General features: G+C 58.9%; 10 protein-coding genes and 1 riboswitch. All 10 genes read left to right on the top strand.

Annotation, left to right across the window (positions count from 1 at the left end; all coding sequences use genetic code 11):
* Window positions 1–29 precede the first annotated feature (29 nt).
* The 10 genes from ACYVHC_RS14275 to ACYVHC_RS14320 all read left to right on the top strand — a co-directional run bounded on the left by ACYVHC_RS14275 (window position 30) and on the right by ACYVHC_RS14320 (window position 15,525).
* Window positions 30–1,517, top strand: coding sequence for a lipopolysaccharide biosynthesis protein (locus tag ACYVHC_RS14275; protein WP_460614431.1), 1,488 nt, complete (start codon window positions 30–32; stop codon window positions 1,515–1,517).
* A gap of 321 nt (window positions 1,518–1,838) precedes the next feature.
* Window positions 1,839–1,930: riboswitch (SAM riboswitch) on the top strand.
* A 315-nt stretch (window positions 1,931–2,245) separates the two neighbouring features.
* Entirely contained in the window at window positions 2,246–3,022 is a 777-nt protein-coding gene (locus tag ACYVHC_RS14280) for a phosphoadenosine phosphosulfate reductase family protein (protein WP_460614432.1), read from the top strand.
* 57 nt (window positions 3,023–3,079) lie between these two features.
* Window positions 3,080–3,991, top strand: a complete 912-nt coding sequence (cysD, locus tag ACYVHC_RS14285) for a sulfate adenylyltransferase subunit CysD (RefSeq protein WP_460614433.1) — start codon at window positions 3,080–3,082, stop codon at window positions 3,989–3,991.
* 97 nt (window positions 3,992–4,088) lie between these two features.
* Complete coding sequence (locus ACYVHC_RS14290) at window positions 4,089–5,375, top strand: sulfate adenylyltransferase subunit 1 (RefSeq protein ID WP_460614435.1); 1,287 nt, start codon at window positions 4,089–4,091, stop codon at window positions 5,373–5,375.
* Between the two features lie 179 nt (window positions 5,376–5,554).
* A complete protein-coding gene (cobA, locus tag ACYVHC_RS14295) occupies window positions 5,555–6,358 on the top strand; it encodes a uroporphyrinogen-III C-methyltransferase (protein WP_460614436.1) in 804 nt (267 codons plus the stop codon).
* Between the two features lie 46 nt (window positions 6,359–6,404).
* Window positions 6,405–8,249 carry a diflavin oxidoreductase gene (locus ACYVHC_RS14300; protein ID WP_460614437.1) on the top strand — a complete coding sequence of 615 codons (1,845 nt, stop codon included), beginning with the start codon at window positions 6,405–6,407 and terminating at the stop codon, window positions 8,247–8,249.
* Between the two features lie 245 nt (window positions 8,250–8,494).
* Entirely contained in the window at window positions 8,495–11,395 is a 2,901-nt protein-coding gene (locus tag ACYVHC_RS14305) for a TonB-dependent receptor (protein WP_460614438.1), read from the top strand.
* 1 nt (window position 11,396) lies between these two features.
* The gene (locus ACYVHC_RS14310; RefSeq protein WP_460614439.1) at window positions 11,397–12,170 is read left to right on the top strand and encodes a DUF2490 domain-containing protein; all 774 of its coding nucleotides are present in this window, start codon (window positions 11,397–11,399) and stop codon (window positions 12,168–12,170) included.
* Window positions 12,171–12,174: 4 nt separating this feature from the next.
* The gene (locus ACYVHC_RS14315) at window positions 12,175–13,881 is read left to right on the top strand and encodes an assimilatory sulfite reductase (NADPH) hemoprotein subunit (protein WP_460614440.1); all 1,707 of its coding nucleotides are present in this window, start codon (window positions 12,175–12,177) and stop codon (window positions 13,879–13,881) included.
* A gap of 132 nt (window positions 13,882–14,013) precedes the next feature.
* Window positions 14,014–15,525, top strand: coding sequence for a TSUP family transporter (locus tag ACYVHC_RS14320; protein ID WP_460614441.1), 1,512 nt, complete (start codon window positions 14,014–14,016; stop codon window positions 15,523–15,525).
* The last annotated feature ends 75 nt before the right edge of the window (window positions 15,526–15,600 follow it).

Here is a 15,600-nt window from a genome sequence, read left to right on the forward strand (position 1 = left end):
CACAATTTCACCACTTCATCTTTCACCTCTTGGGTATTGTTCTGCGGCAGGGGCTGCGAAATACGGCTATTTCCTACATCGGGCTGGGACTGGGCTTCGTCAATACGGCCTTCATTATCCCGCGCTTTTTATCAGCGCGGGAGCTAGGCCTCACGGGTACGCTGCTAGCCATTGCCACCATCTACGCCCAGCTTTCGGCGCTGGGGTTTGCCAGTGTTGGCATCCGATTTTTTCCGTATTTCCGCAACCGCGAAGCGGGTCATCAAGGATTTTTGCCGCTGCTGCTGGGCGTGCCGCTGCTGGGCTTTGGGTTGGTCACGCTGCTGTACCTAGGAGGGAAACCCCTGGTACTCAACTTCTATGAGGCCGACCAAGACTTGATTGGCGCTTACTACGGGTGGGCCGGCGTGCTGGCCTTGTTCGTGATGCTATATTCCTTGCAGGATGCGTACCTGAAGGGGCTCTACCACACGGCATTTTCCTCATTTGTGCAAGAGATTCTGCTGCGGGTATTGCAGGCGGGCGCGGCGGTGCTGTATGGGCTGGGCTACCTCTCGTTTCACGGCTACGTGCTGGCCTATATTGGCCTAATGAGCGCCACGGCGCTGCTGCTAACGGGCTACCTGGCGTTCATTGGCGAGTTGCATATGCGGCCTACGAAGGCGGCACTGCAAGTGCAGCCGCTGCGCAGCATCCTGAGCTTTGGGGCGTTTGCACTGTTAGCCAATATTTCGGGCACCATCATCATGAACATTGATACCATTATGGTGGGCTCCCAACTGAATCTGGCGGCCGCTGGTGTGTACGGCATTGCCTTTTTCATCAGCACAGCCCTCACGCTGCCAGCTCGCTCGCTCAACAAAATTGCCTTTCCGCTGCTAGCCGATTACTGGAAAGAACAGGCCCTGCCTAAAATGGCCGCTTTTTACCGCGACACTACCCGTCTCAACACGGTGCTGGGCTGCTACCTTGCTCTGGGCATTGGCCTGAACCTCGACTTCATCTATGGCCTCATGCACAACCCCGCCCTAACAGCTGGCACTACGGCCGTGCTGGTACTGCTAGCGGCGCGTCTGTTTGATGGCATCACGGGCCTCAATGGGCTAATTGTAGTTACCTCCCCGCGCTACCGCTACGACCTGGTGTTCAATGTGTCGCTGGCGCTCGTTACAATCGGGCTCAATGCCTTGCTGATTCCCATACTAGGTTTGCTGGGGGCGGCAGTGGCATTTTTACTCGCTATTGTAAGCATCAACCTGGCCCGCACGTGGTTTGTGTGGCGCAGCTTCCGGATGCAACCATTCACGTGGCGCATCCCGCTGATATTGGGAATTGCAGCCGCGGCAGGCCTGGCTGGCTGGCTAATTCCGGCGCTAGGCTCTCCCTTCCTGACTATGCTTTTGCGCTCTGCCACCCTCACGATAGTGTACGCTGCCCTGCTACTCGTCACAAATTCTGCCCCCGAGGCCAACGTATTTTTAAGCAAGTTACAGGCTCGTTTTCAGCCGAAACGCTAATTGCACAATACTTATGTGGGGCGAAGTTACTAGGCCTATGTAACGGGCAAACCGCTTCTTATTCTGGGCTGGCCAATAGCTTACTCAAAAGTGTATTTCATGCAGGTTTACGGCAGAAGAACACCTAGTAGCTTTCGCTTAATCATCCATCTGTAGCAGTGTAACTTTTCTAGTGTTCTGCTTCTGTTGCGGCGGCTGCCCAGAGGACAAGAACACGGGTGCATTGCTAGAAAATATGCACCTGTTGAAAAAATAAAATTTGGAAGTGTAAAATTCCGGCAGCTACTTTTGCCATACCAATTCTTTCCCCACAAAGGATTGTTTTTATACAGAGGCGCGGAGAGACAGGCTCGACGAAACGCCGGCAACCAGCGGACCATCCGAAACGGTGCCAACTCCTGACCATATAAAAACAACTAGCCGTGAACCGCTTGTCCAACTCCGCTACTCTATCCGCCACTGCCTTTGCTCTACAGCATGGGTGTTGTGCTATGATGGGTATGCCGTGTTGTTGTTAGCCACTCACCTCCTTCTTTTTTCTGGTTTGTGCGCGCAACAGCTCGGCTGACACGGTGCTACGTGTAGGCTGACTTCGTGCGTACGCCCGGCTTTTTCGCCCGGCCGAAAGCTAGTGTGCCGTACCAACTACGTGGCCGCAGCTCCGCCTAGGGTCATTCCTGACCGAAACCTCCGCCCCGCGCTGGCTGGTTTCCCCTCCCCTTCTTGCTATGTCCGCAGCAGATGCTGCGCCGGCCGTTCGCGCCTTGCTCGACGACCTGCGCCCCCGGCTGATTCAGGCTACTGCCCTGGAGCGGCTACGCCTCGTGGCTGAAACCTTCCCCGAGCAGGCCGTTTTCTCGACCTCCTTCGGCCTAGAAGACCAGATCATCAGCCACTTTATTTTCGCTAATCACCTCCCCATTCAGGTATTCACGCTTGACACTGGGCGTAATTTTCAGGAGACATACTCCGTCTGGAACAAGACCCTGCTCAAGTACGAGCAGCCCATTGCGGTATTTTATCCGGAGCGGGAAAGCGTGGAGCAGTTGATGCTTACCAAAGGCCCCAACAGCTTCTATGAAAGCGTGGACAACCGCAAGGAGTGCTGCTTTATCCGGAAAGTGGAGCCCCTGAACCGGGCGCTAGCGGGTAAAGCAGCCTGGGTCACTGGCATCCGCGCCGAGCAGTCGCAGAACCGGCAAACCATGGACCCGCTGGAGTGGGACGCGGCGCATAACCTCGTAAAAATCCACCCGCTCTTCGACTGGACCTGGGAGCAGGCCGTGGCCTTTACCCAAGAGCACCATGTGCCCGTGAACACGCTGCACCAACAGGGCTTTGTAAGCATTGGCTGTGCCCCTTGCACCCGCGCCATCAGGCCCGGCGAGGATTTCCGGGCCGGCCGCTGGTGGTGGGAAGACCTTTCGGCTAAGGAATGCGGCCTACATGCCACCGCCCACCATAATGGCCCCGATCCGGTAGTGGAGCCCGTCCCGGCCGGCTAGAGGTAAGCTTGGCACTTCCTGTTGAGCGCCCAACATCAACACTGAACACCCGACTATATGAGTACCCCAACTTTTGATTATCTCGACCGGCTTGAAGCGGAAGCCATCCACATCCTGCGGGAAGTGGCCGGCCAGTTTGAGCGCCCAGCCCTGCTGTTTTCGGGTGGCAAAGACTCCATTGTGCTGACGCGCCTCGCGGAAAAAGCTTTCCGCCCGGGCCGTTTTCCCTTCCCGCTGGTGCACGTAGATACCGGCCACAACTTTCCCGAGGTACTAGCTTACCGCGACCAGCTAGCCGCCGAGTTGGGCGAGAAACTCATTGTGCGCAAGGTGGAGGATACTATAAAGCGGCAGCGCCTACGCGAGCCAGGCGGCAAGTACCCCAGCCGCAACCAGCTCCAGACCTACACGCTTCTGGAGGTAATTGAGGAGTTTGAGTTTGACGCCTGCATTGGTGGGGCCCGCCGCGACGAGGAAAAGGCCCGCGCCAAGGAGCGCATTTTCTCCGTGCGAGATGAGTTTGGCCAGTGGGACCCCAAGCGCCAGCGCCCCGAGCTCTGGAATGTGTACAATGGCCGCATCCAGAAGGGCGAAAACGTGCGCGTGTTCCCCATCTCCAACTGGACGGAGCTGGACGTGTGGCGCTATATCCAGCGCGAAAACATTGCCCTGCCCGACATCTACTTCGGCCACGAGCGCACCTGCGTGGTACTCCCTACGGGCCAGCTGCTCGGCCTCTCGGAACACCTGCGCCTCGATGACGACGATGAAATTGTGACCCGGCAAGTGCGCTTCCGCACCGTGGGCGACTCTACCTGCACGGCCGCTGTGGAAAGCGACGCCAGCACCGTCGAGGACATCATCCAGGACCTGCTGCTGGCCAAAGTAAGCGAGCGGGGCGCCACCCGCCTCGACGACAACATCTCGGAAGCCGGCATGGAAGACCGCAAACGCAACGGCTATTTCTAAGTGGTGAAGTTGTGAAAGGTGAAGTGGTGAACTGTACTCACGCTTCACTGGCCCAACCAACTCACAAGTTCACAACCTCACAATTTCACCATTTGTAATGGACCTTCTCCGATTTATTACCTGCGGTAGCGTTGACGACGGCAAAAGCACGCTTATCGGCCGCTTGCTATATGATTCTGAATCTGTGTCGCTGGACATTCTGGCGGCGCTGGAAAAGCGGCAGGCCGCGAATGGCACCGTGGATCTGGCCTTGCTGACGGACGGCCTCCGAGCGGAGCGCGAACAGGGCATTACCATTGATGTAGCCTACAAATACTTCACTACCCCCCGCCGCAAGTTCATCATCACCGATGCCCCCGGCCACGTGCAGTACACCCGCAACATGGTAACGGGCGCCAGCAATGCTGATCTGGCTATTGTGCTGGTAGATGCCCGCCAGGGCGTGATTGAACAGACCCGCCGCCACACCCTGATTGCCGCGCTGCTCGGCATCCGGCACTTTGTGCTGGCCGTGAACAAAATGGACCTGGTAGGCTACAGCGAGGAGGTGTTTGCCAAGATTGCCACCGACTATGCCGAGCTCACCAACCACTTCAACCTGCCGGCCGCCACGGCCATTCCGCTAAGCGCCCTCAACGGCGATAATGTAGTGAAGAGGTCCGAGCATCTGCTTTGGTACACTGGGCCTAGCCTGCTGGAACACCTAGAACGTGTGCCCGGCGCCACCGAAACTCAGGCGGCCCCACGCTTTCAGGTGCAGTATGTCATACGGCCTCAAACGGCTGAGCTGCCTGACTACCGTGGGTACGCCGGTCAGATCCGGAGCGGGCAGTACCGCCGCGGCGACCGGGTAAAGGTGCTGCCCTCAGGCCTGGAGTCAGCAATTGAAGCCATTGAAGTAAACCAGCAGGAAGTAGAATCGGCTTCGGCGCCGCAGGCCGTAGTTATTCGCCTGAGCGACGACGTGGACGTAAGCCGCGGCGACTCTATTGTGCCGCTCGCCGAGCAGCCTACCCTTACCCGCGAGCTGGAAGCCACGCTATGCTGGATGAGCGAGCAGCCATTGTGGCCCGGCCGCAAGCTGCTGGTGCAGCACCACTCGGCCCTCGTGAAGGCGGCCATTCCGGCCATCCTCTACAAGGTGAACGTGCACACCTTCGCCCGCGCGGCCACCGACTCGGCCCAGCTCAACGACATTGTGCGGGTGCGGCTAAAAACGGCCGTGCCCCTGGCTATCGACAACTACCTGGAAAACCGTGCTTCTGGCTCTTTCATCCTAGTTGACGAGCTGACCGGCGACACAGTAGCTGCAGGCTTAGTGGAAGCAGCCAATGCCGAGTACTTCACCCTGCCCGTAGGCCCGCCAGTTGCATTTTCTATCTAGTAGAAACCTGAGCCTGGCAGCCAACACGCGCCCATTTATCCAACAAACCGTCATCTCAAGCTTGCCGAGACACCTCGCATGCTGATGTCTGATTACCGCTGCAACGTCAGCACGTGCGATGTCTCGGCAAGCTTGAGATGACCGCCCGTTTTCCGGCTCTTCTAACCTACGCCCTAGCCATGTCCTTGTCCAAACTGCCTCGTCTTACGGTTCTTGGTGCCGGCCCCGGCGACCCAGAGCTTCTTACGCTTAAGGGGGCGCGGGTGCTGGCGGAAGCGGACGTCATTCTTTTTGATGCCCTGGCCAATCAAGCATTGCTTGCGCACGCCCGCCCCGAAGCCGTACTGGTGCCCGTGGGTAAGCGCCGAGGCATGCGAAGCCACTCACAGGACGAAATTAACCGCCTGATTGTGACACACGCCCACCGCTACGGCCATGTGGTGCGCCTAAAGGGCGGCGACCCCTTCGTGTTTGGGCGGGGCCGCGAGGAGATGCTGTACGCCGAAGCCCACGGCCTTAGCACCGACTATGTGCCCGGCATCAGCAGTGCGGTAGCCGCCGCGGGCAGCGTAGGCATTCCGGTTACGCACCGGGGCCTGAGCGAAGGTTTTCGGGTGATTACCGCCACCACTGCCAGCGGCGAGCTTTCGGGCAGCGTAACTGAAGCTGCCAAATCGAGCGCTACGGCCGTGATACTGATGGGACTTAGCGAGCTGGAGCAGATTGTGGCGGTGTTCAGCCAGCACGGGCACGCCAATACGCCGGCCGCCATTGTGCAAAACGGCACGCTACCCCATGCCCAACTAGTAACCGGTGCAGTAACTGAGCTACCTGCTCGTGCGGCGGCAGCTGGCATTGGGGCACCGGCCATCATCATTATTGGGGAAGTAGCCCGGCTTGCTTCCTCCGCTAGCCTAGCCCAGGCACTGGTTCCAGCGGCTTTTGCTACTGCTGCTCCTACTTCCTACGCTGAAGTTGCCTGATTTCTGATTCGCTATCCGCCACCACACAGCCATTCCACTCTTCATCATGTCCTTCCCTTCTCCCACTCTTCCTATCGGCTTGGATGAAGCGACGCTGCAGCAGCTGACGGCGGGCCTCACCGACCAGCAGTTGCTTTGGCTGAGCGGCTACCTCTACGGCCGTGTGGGCACTGAAACCGCGCCTACAGCCACGGCGGCGGCCTCGGCGGTTTCCCCTTCTGCGGCACCTAGCCTGACCATTCTATATGGCTCTCAAACCGGCAACAGCAAGAAAGCGGCCGGTATTGTAGCGGAAGCTGCCCGTCAGCGCGGCCTGGTGGCCACCGTGCGCGACATGAACGACTACCCTACCAAGGAGCTTAAAGCCGAGCAGCAACTGTTGGTGATTGTGAGCACCCAGGGCGAGGGCGACCCACCCATTGCGGCCGAGGAGCTCCACCAGTTTCTGCTTAGCAACCGCGCCCCCAAGCTGCCCGAGCTACGCTATGCCGTACTGGCCCTCGGCGACAAAAGCTACTTGCAGTTCTGCCAAACGGGGTTTGAGTTCGATCAGCGCCTAGCAGAATTGGGTGGTAAGCGCTTGGCAGAACGCGTGGATTGCGACGTGGAATTTGAAACTGAAGCCCGCCAGTGGGCCGAGCAGGTACTAGGCCTGCTGGCAGAGCAAACCCCTAAAGTCGCCTCGCCCATTGCAGCTAGCGTAGTCACGGCGCAGGTAAAGCAGTTTGCCTTGCATCCCGACCTAGGCAATGAGGTGCAACTGGCTGAGCGGCTGGAATACAGCAGCCGTAACCCGTTTGAGGCTGAGCTGCTGGAAAAGATTCAGCTTAATGGCCGCGGCTCCAGCAAGGAAACCTATCATCTGGAATTCTCACTGGCCGATTCCGGCATTCAGTACGAAGCCGGCGACGCCCTCATGGTGCAGCCCCACAACCGCCCCGGCCTGGTGCAGGAGGTGCTGGATGCGGCTCGTCTGGAGGCAACCGCCCCCGTCCGCCTCGAAACCACTGAATTGGAGCTGGGCACGGCGCTTACGGAGCGCCTCGAACTCTCGGTAGTTACCCGCGACGTGCTGGAGCGCTACGCCGCTGTGGCCCCACAACACCCAAAACTGCGGGAAATTCTGACCAACAAAGCCGCGCTACCCGCCTACCTCTACGGCCGCGACGTTGCCGACTTGATGATGGAGTTTCCGGTGGCGCTGTCGGGGCAACAGCTGGCGGCAGTATTGCGGCCGTTGCCCGCCCGGGCGTACTCCATTGCTAGTTCCCTGCTGGCTCATCCTGAGGAAGTACATCTTACGGTGGGGGCAGTGCGCTACCACAGCAACGGCCGCGCCAAGCAGGGTGCCTGCTCCAGTTACCAGGCCGACGGCCTCCATGTTGGTGACACGGCCCGCGTATGGGTAGACCGAAACGAGTACTTCAAGCTCCCGCAGGACACGAGCGCCGACATTATTATGGTGGGAGCCGGCACTGGCATTGCGCCTTTCCGGGCATTTGTGGAGGAGCGGGCTGAAACAGGTGCCTCGGGCCAAAACTGGCTGGTGTTTGGCAACCCTCACTTCACCACCGACTTCCTCTACCAAACGGAGTGGCAGCAGCACCACAAGCGCGGCACGCTCAGTCATCTTGATGTTGCCTTTTCCCGCGACCAGGAAGAGAAAGTGTACATCCAGCACCGCTTGCTTCAGCAAAGCCGCCGCCTCTTTGCCCAACTCGAAAACGGCGCCTATTTCTACGTGTGCGGCGACAAAAACCGCATGGCCGCCGATGTGCAGCGCGCTCTGCTCACCGTCATTAGCCAAGAAAGCGGCCAGGGCGAGGACTATGCCGCTGACTACCTCAAGCAGCTCCGCAAATCGCGCCGCTTCCTGGAGGATGTGTACTAGCCTGGTTAACTGGCCAAACCATCTTCTAGCTCCCCTTCAACCTAAATTCCTTCTAACTAATCCGATGCGCCTTCTGCCAAGACGATGTTGTTGTAGCCAGTAACCGCTGCCGCAGGCCTGATGCGAGCAGCCCTCCGGTAGCGCTTTGCGCGGCTTTTACGAATGCTTTACTAGCCTGCAGCACCTAGTGCCATGGGCCTGACTGAGTACTACCCTTCCTCTTTTCAGAAACCTTCCGATTAGTTATGAAGCAATCCTACGCTTCTTTATTGGTGCCGGCGATTTTGCTGGCCAGCACTTCTGCGCTCCACGCCCAAGATGCGGTTATCTCCATCAGCGGCACCGTGCGCGAAAAAACTACCCAGGAGCCGCTGCCTGGGGTAAGTATCAGTGTGAAGGGCGGGGCCGCGGGCACGCTCAGCGACGGAAACGGGCAGTTTGCGCTCAAGGCCAAGTTGCGATTCCCGTTTACCCTAGTGTTTAACATTCTCGGCTACGAAGCCCGGGAACTGGAAATTGCCAGCGGCAGCCAGCCCATAGCTATTCAGCTGGAGTCGAAGGCAGTGGCCATGAACGAGGTGGTGGTATCGGCCTCGCGGGTGGAGGAAAGCCGGCTGACCTCGCCAGTCGCTATTGAGAAGCTCGATATCCGGGCCATTAAGGAAACGCCCGCGCCTAGCTTCTACGACGCCCTGGAAAACGTGAAGGGCGTACAGATGACAACCTCCAGCCTCACCTTTAAAGTACCCAACACCCGCGGCTTCAACATCCCGAACAACTTCCGCTTTATGCAGCTCGTGGATGGCGTGGACATGCAGGCCGCTACGCTTGGCGTGCCCCTAGGCAACGCCATCGGCCCAACCGAGCTGGACATTGCCAGCGTGGAAATTACGCCCGGTGCGGCCTCGGCCTTGTATGGCATGAACGCCATCAACGGCATGGCCAACCTCACCACCAAAAGCCCGTTCAGCTACCAGGGCATGAGCGTGTATCAGAAGGTGGGCGTAAACCACGTAGATGGCAAAGACCGCGACCCTAGCGTGCTCACTGAAACCGCCGTGCGCTGGGCGCAGGCTTTGGGCGCAGGCCAGCGCTCGGCCTACAAAGTAAACCTGAGCTACCTGCGTGGCACTGACTGGCTTTCCGACACCCAGAACGACCAGAACCCGCAGAAGCTGAGCTCAGCCAACCCGCGCTTTCCGGAGTTGAGTGGCCCCAACAACCCCGCCGCCGACCTCTGGAACCGCTACGGCGATGACAACGCCGGCAACGTCAGCATTACGATTCCTTACAACGGCCGCAACGAGACTTTTAACATCCGGCGCACGGGCTACTACGAGCGGGATTTGGTGAACCCCATTGTGCGCAATATCAAGGCCGATGCCAGCCTGCACTACAAGCTCACGGACAAGATGGAGCTGAGCTACGGCTACCGCTTCGGGCTCATGGACGGCGTATTTCAGCGGGGCAACAAAATTCAGCTGGACGGCGTGACGGTGCAAAACCACAAGCTGGAGCTGAAGGGCCAGGATTTCACGGCCCGCGCCTACATGCTCGTAGAAAACACCGGCGACTCCTACAACCTCAATCCGCTGGCCCTCAACCTCGACCTGCAGAACGGCAAGAATGCCGATTGGGGCAATACATTTAAAGCAGAGCTGCAAAGCCAGTTGGGCGCTGGTGCGGCCCTAGCAGACGCCATGCGCCAAGCCCGCGTAGTAGCCGACCAAGGCCGAGCTGTACCAGGCACTCCGGCGTTCAACGCCCTCAAAGACCAGATTACCCGCACCAACAACTGGGACAGCGGCGTGAACGTACCCGGCGCGCCTATTCCGGGCGGGGCGGCCCTTACGCAGCGCAGCCGCACTTACCACGCCGACGCCCTCTGGAACTTGGGCCAGCGTGTGAAGTTTGCCGATGTGGTACTTGGCGCCGATGCCCGCTTATATGAGGTGATTCCGGATGGCAACAACTTTGTGGACTTCAGCCGGCCGCTTTCGGAGCGCACCACGCCGGGCGGCAACAACCAGTACTACAAGAAAATCGGGGGTTTCGGGCAGGCCACCAAGCTGCTGCTCCAAGACCGCCTGAAGCTCACCGCTTCGCTCCGCCTCGACTACAACCCGGAGTTCGACCCCAAGCTGAACCCGCGGGTAGCGGCTGTGTACACGGTAGCTGCCAAGCACAACTTCCGGGCTTCGTACCAGAACGGCTGGCGCTTCCCGTCGTTGTTTGAGGCCTTGTCTTTCGTGAACAATGGCAACGTGCGACGGGTGGGTGGTCTGGCCCGCGTGAACGAAGGCCTCTACTACCTGGATAATTCCTACACCCTAGCGTCCATTTCGACATTCAACGCGGCTGTGAATGCCTATGTGGCCGCTAACACTGGCAGCACCGCCTCGCAAGCTGCTCTGCGCCCCGAAATCCGGAGCTTGCTGCAGGTTGGCAATCTGCCCACCGAGCAGCCGGAGCAGATCAACGCCTACGAAGTGGGCTACCGCAGTGTATTGCTTGATAACCGGCTTTCTATTGATGCCGATGCCTATTACAACATCTACTCCGGTTTCCTGGGCCAGGTGGAAGTGAGCGTGCCCAAAAACGCTAGCGGCCAGCAGGTGCAGGTAGGTTCCGATGATGCCGTGCTGGCGGCCCTGGCCACCAACCGCGCCGCCCGCCAAGACCGGTACCGCGTGTACACTAATGCCCGCAACAACTACCGCAGCTACGGCTCCACGCTGGGCGTTACCTATAACTTCTACCAGAAATTCACCCTAGGCGGCAACGTCAACTACAACGCCCTCTCCGCCAACGACCAGGCCGACATCTTCGTGACGGGCTTCAATACGCCACACTGGGTAACGAACATCAACTTCGGCAACCGCGAGATTGTGCGCAACGTGGGCTTTAACGTGGTGTGGCGCCGCCAAAGCACCTTCACTTGGGAAAGCCCCCTGGCCAATGGCCGCGTGCCCGCTTACCAGACCGTTGATGCCCAAGTGAACGTGCGCGTGCCTAGCCTCAAATCGACCATTAAGGTGGGCGGCGCTAACCTGTTCAATAACCGCTACTACCAGTACGCCGCTGGCCCCACCATTGGCGGGCTCTATTACGTGGCCCTGACGTTCGACAACACCGTGCTGCGCTAGGATGAAACGGCTACTATTTTCTCTGAGCTTATTACTCCTGCTAGGCCAGCAAGCCACGGCGCAGAAGCAGTACGTACGGGAGCAGCAAACCTGGCTGGGCATCTTCAACCAAACCCGCTTCTCGGACCGCTGGGGCACCTGGACCGACCTGCACCTACGCCTGCACGACCACTACGTGCAGGACATGTTCCAGACCTTAGCGCGCCTAGGCCTCACGTACTACCTAACCGATGATGTGCGCCTGACCGGTGGCTATGCCTACGTGCACCACTTCCCCGATGGGGCCCGCACTATCGGGCAGCCCGAGCATCGGCCCTGGCAGCAGGTGCAGTGGTTTAGCAAATTTCCGAAGGCGCGCCTGATGCAGTGGGTGCGGCTAGAAGAACGGTTCCGGCGCACCATTCAAAGCACTGAACGCACCGACGACTTCAATTTTAACTACCGCACCCGCTACAACGCCGCGCTATTTCTGCCCCTGACCAAGCACGGCTTTGAGCCCGGTGGCTTGCAGTTTCTGCTCAACAACGAGGTAATGATGAATTTCGGCAAGGAGATTCGCTACAACTACTTCGACCAGAACCGGCTGTTTGCCGGCGTGGTGTATCAGCTCACTTCTCATTCCCAGCTGCAGGGCGGCTACATGCATCTGTTTCAGCAGTTGCCGGCGGGCAATGCCTACCGCAATCAGCACACCATTCGGGTGTTTTACTTCCACAACTTCGACTTGCGGCCCACCCCGCCGCCCGTCCCGGTTTCTCCTACTTCTGCCCCCTAGTCTTATGGCCGATACCAAAAAGCTTTCAGAGGTTGAACACGTAAAGGAGGCTAGCAACTTCCTGCGCGGCACCTTGGCCGAAAGCCTCCTGACGCCGCTCACGGGCGCGCTCAACCCCGATGATACCCACCTGATCAAGTTTCACGGCTCCTATCAGCAAACCGACCGCGACCTGGACAGCGAGCGGAAGCGCCAGAAACTGGAGCCGCTGTATTCTCTCATGATTCGGGTGCGCCTGCCCGGCGGCGTGGCCTCCGCTGACCAGTGGTTGCGCATGGATGCGCTGGCCGACCGCTACGCAAACAGCACGCTCAAGCTTACCACCCGCCAGGCCTTCCAGCTGCACGGCGTGCTCAAGCGCAACCTCAAAAAAACAATTCAAGGCTTTAACGACGTGCTGCTAGACAGCATTGCGGGCTGCGGCGACGTGAACCGCAACGTAATGTTCAACCCCAACCCACATCAAAGCCGGGTGCACGAGCAGGTATATGAAGTCTCCAAGCAAATCAGCACCCACCTCACGCCGCGCACCTCGGCCTATTGGGAGCTGTGGCTGAACGGCGAATCGAAATACAGCAGCGCGCCAAACGAGGGCGAAGAAGACGCAGAGCCGATTTATGGCAAAACGTATCTGCCCCGAAAGTTCAAGATTGCGCTGGCCGCGCCGCCCCACAACGACACGGACATCTTCGCGAATGACCTGGGCCTGATTGCCATTGAAGAAAACGGCCGGCTGCTAGGCTTCAATGTGGCCGTAGGCGGTGGCATGGGCATGACGTTTGGGATGCCCGAAACCTACCCGCGCCTCGCCGACCTCATTGGGTTTGTGCCTGCCGACAAGGTAGTGGCCCTGTGCGAGCAGGTAGTAACCATTCAGCGCGACTGGGGCAACCGCGAAAACCGCAAGTTCTCACGCCTGAAATACACCCTAGACCGCGTGGGCCTGGAGGTCTTTCGGCAGGAGCTCAACCAGCGCCTAGGCTTTGAGTTGGAGCCAACCCACCCCTACCAATTCAAGAGCACCGGCGACGCCTTTGGGTGGAGCACTGGCCCCGATGGCGCCCAGCACCTGACGCTGTTTGTGGAAGGCGGCCGGGTGGCCGACCGGCCGGGCCACCAGCTGAAAACCGCCCTGCGCGAAATTGCGGCTTTCCACACCGGCGACTTCCGCCTGACCGGCAATCAAAACCTGATTCTGGCCAACGTAGCGCCCGAAGACCGGCTTACCATTGAGGCTACCCTAGCGAAATACGGCGTAGCCGTGGGTACCACCTCAGGCCTGCGCCGTGGGGCCCTGGCCTGCGTAGCCCTGAACACCTGCTCGTTGGCATTTGCGGAGGCCGAGCGCTATATTCCGCAACTTATTGATAGATTGGAGCCTATACTTGCCACACACCACCTCACTCACGACGACATCCTGATTCGGATGACTGGTTGCCCCAACGGCTGCGCCCGCCCGTACCTCGCAGAAATTGGGCTGGTAGGCCGGGCCGTGGGCCGTTATAATCTGTACCTCGGCGCCGCTTTCAATGGGGAGCGGATGAACAAGCTTTATAAGGAAATGCTGGATGAAGACGGTATTGTGGCGGAGCTCACTCCCCTCTTCGCCGACTACGCCCAGAACCGCCAGCCGCAGGAGCACTTCGGCGATTTTATGATTCGCCGGGGCTACGTGCAAGCCACTACCAGCGGCCTCACGTTTCATGAGTAATAACCTGAAGTCGTTAAATTGACTTTCTGACTGCCGGAGGCCTAGTAGTTTCATGCACTATCTGAGCTCCTGCTGGCAGAACGTTCGACCTCGCTGCGTACCGCATTTTCCGCCCCCAACCAACACCAGCTAATGCCTCTTTCCTCCTCTGAACTACTTCCCCAGCCGGAGCCGCCGCCCCAACCTAATTCCAATCGGCTGTTCCCCATCTTCCTGAAGCTGGAGCAGTTGCACGTGTTGCTGGTAGGCGGCGGCTACGTAGGCTACGAGAAGCTCTCGGCGCTACTGGCCAACAGCCCCGATGCGGCTATTACGGTGGTAGCCACCTGGTTTTCGCCGGAGCTGCGGGTACTGGCGGAGCGACACCCGGCCGTGCAGCTGCGCGAGCAGCCCTACCATACCACCGACCTAGTAGGCCACGATTTGGTAATTGTGGCTACCAATGATAAAGCTCTGAACCTAGCCATCAAGGCCGATGCCACGCGCCAGCGCCTGCTCTGCAACGTGGCCGACACGCCCGATGCCTGCGACTTTTACCTGGGCTCTATTGTGCAGAAAGGCGACCTAAAAATTGCCATCAGCACCAACGGCAAGTCGCCGACCATTGCCAAGCGCCTCCGGGAAATGCTGACCCAAACCCTGCCCGATGAGCTGCACGACGTGCTGCAGCGCATGTCGCACATTCGGGAGAAGGTAGGCGGCGATTTTGCCGAAAAAGTAAAGTCCTTGAATGCCGTTACGGCTGAGCTAACCGGTGGCCCGGCCTATGAGTCGCCGGCGGCGGCCAAGTGGCGGCGCATAGCTACCACTGCCCTGCTGGCCTTTGCGGCCATGCTGGTGTTCAACATCCTCTCCTACTACCTCACCTGGAAGCAGGTGTGGGATGTGGCCAGCTCTTCCGAAACGTTTTATCTGTTTGTGGTTATCGGTTTCGGGGCTCAACTGATTGATGGGCTCTTGGGCATGGGTTACGGGGTAGTAACGGCTATCAGCCTGATGAGCCTCAACATTGCGCCAGCGGCCGTGAGTGCCAGTATTCATACCGCCGAAATGTTTGCCAGCGGGGCCTCGGGTTACCATCACTACCGCTTCGGCAACGTGAATAAAAAGCTGTTCAAAGTGCTCCTGATTCCGGGAGTGCTGGGCGCTATTACGGGCGCGTATCTGCTTTCCAGGTTTGGCGAAGTGTATGCGGGCTACGTGAAGCCGTTTCTGGCTCTTTACCTGCTGCTGCTGGGTATTCGCATTATTTCGAAAGCCTTTGCCAAGCCGGGTCCGCGCAAAAAGCACAAGAAGCTGGGCGTGCTGGCCGCGGCCGGCGGCTTCCTCGATTCGTTTGGCGGCGGCGGTTGGGGGCCTTTGGTTACCAGCACGCTCATTGCCGGAGGCCGCACCCCGCAGTATGTTATCGGCTCGGTTAGTGTCACGGAGTTTTTTGTCACGTTTGCCAGCGCTGTCACCTTCTTCGCCACGCTGGGCATTTCGCACTGGCAAATCATCCTGGGCCTAATTGTGGGCGGCGTAGCGGCCTCTCCACTTGCCGCCCGCTTGGCCGGCCGCATTCCGGTGCGCTGGATGTTTGTTTGCGTGGGCCTGATGGTTATCATCTGGAGCCTCTGGGCGCTGCGCAAAGTGTTTATGTAACGCGTATGAGCGCCCTATAAAAAAGCCCCACCGATTCATTGGTGGGGCTTTTTTGTGATTTATCAACTTAGCAGA

The organism is Hymenobacter seoulensis, assembly GCF_054780535.1.

Coding starts and splice junctions, on each gene's coding strand:
- ACYVHC_RS14280 (WP_460614432.1), top strand. CDS start 2,246: ATGTCCGCAGCAGATGCTGCGCCGGCCGTTCGCGCCTTGCTCGACGAC.
- cysD (WP_460614433.1), top strand. CDS start 3,080: ATGAGTACCCCAACTTTTGATTATCTCGACCGGCTTGAAGCGGAAGCC.
- ACYVHC_RS14290 (WP_460614435.1), top strand. CDS start 4,089: ATGGACCTTCTCCGATTTATTACCTGCGGTAGCGTTGACGACGGCAAA.
- cobA (WP_460614436.1), top strand. CDS start 5,555: ATGTCCTTGTCCAAACTGCCTCGTCTTACGGTTCTTGGTGCCGGCCCC.
- ACYVHC_RS14300 (WP_460614437.1), top strand. CDS start 6,405: ATGTCCTTCCCTTCTCCCACTCTTCCTATCGGCTTGGATGAAGCGACG.
- ACYVHC_RS14305 (WP_460614438.1), top strand. CDS start 8,495: ATGAAGCAATCCTACGCTTCTTTATTGGTGCCGGCGATTTTGCTGGCC.
- ACYVHC_RS14310 (WP_460614439.1), top strand. CDS start 11,397: ATGAAACGGCTACTATTTTCTCTGAGCTTATTACTCCTGCTAGGCCAG.
- ACYVHC_RS14315 (WP_460614440.1), top strand. CDS start 12,175: ATGGCCGATACCAAAAAGCTTTCAGAGGTTGAACACGTAAAGGAGGCT.
- ACYVHC_RS14320 (WP_460614441.1), top strand. CDS start 14,014: ATGCCTCTTTCCTCCTCTGAACTACTTCCCCAGCCGGAGCCGCCGCCC.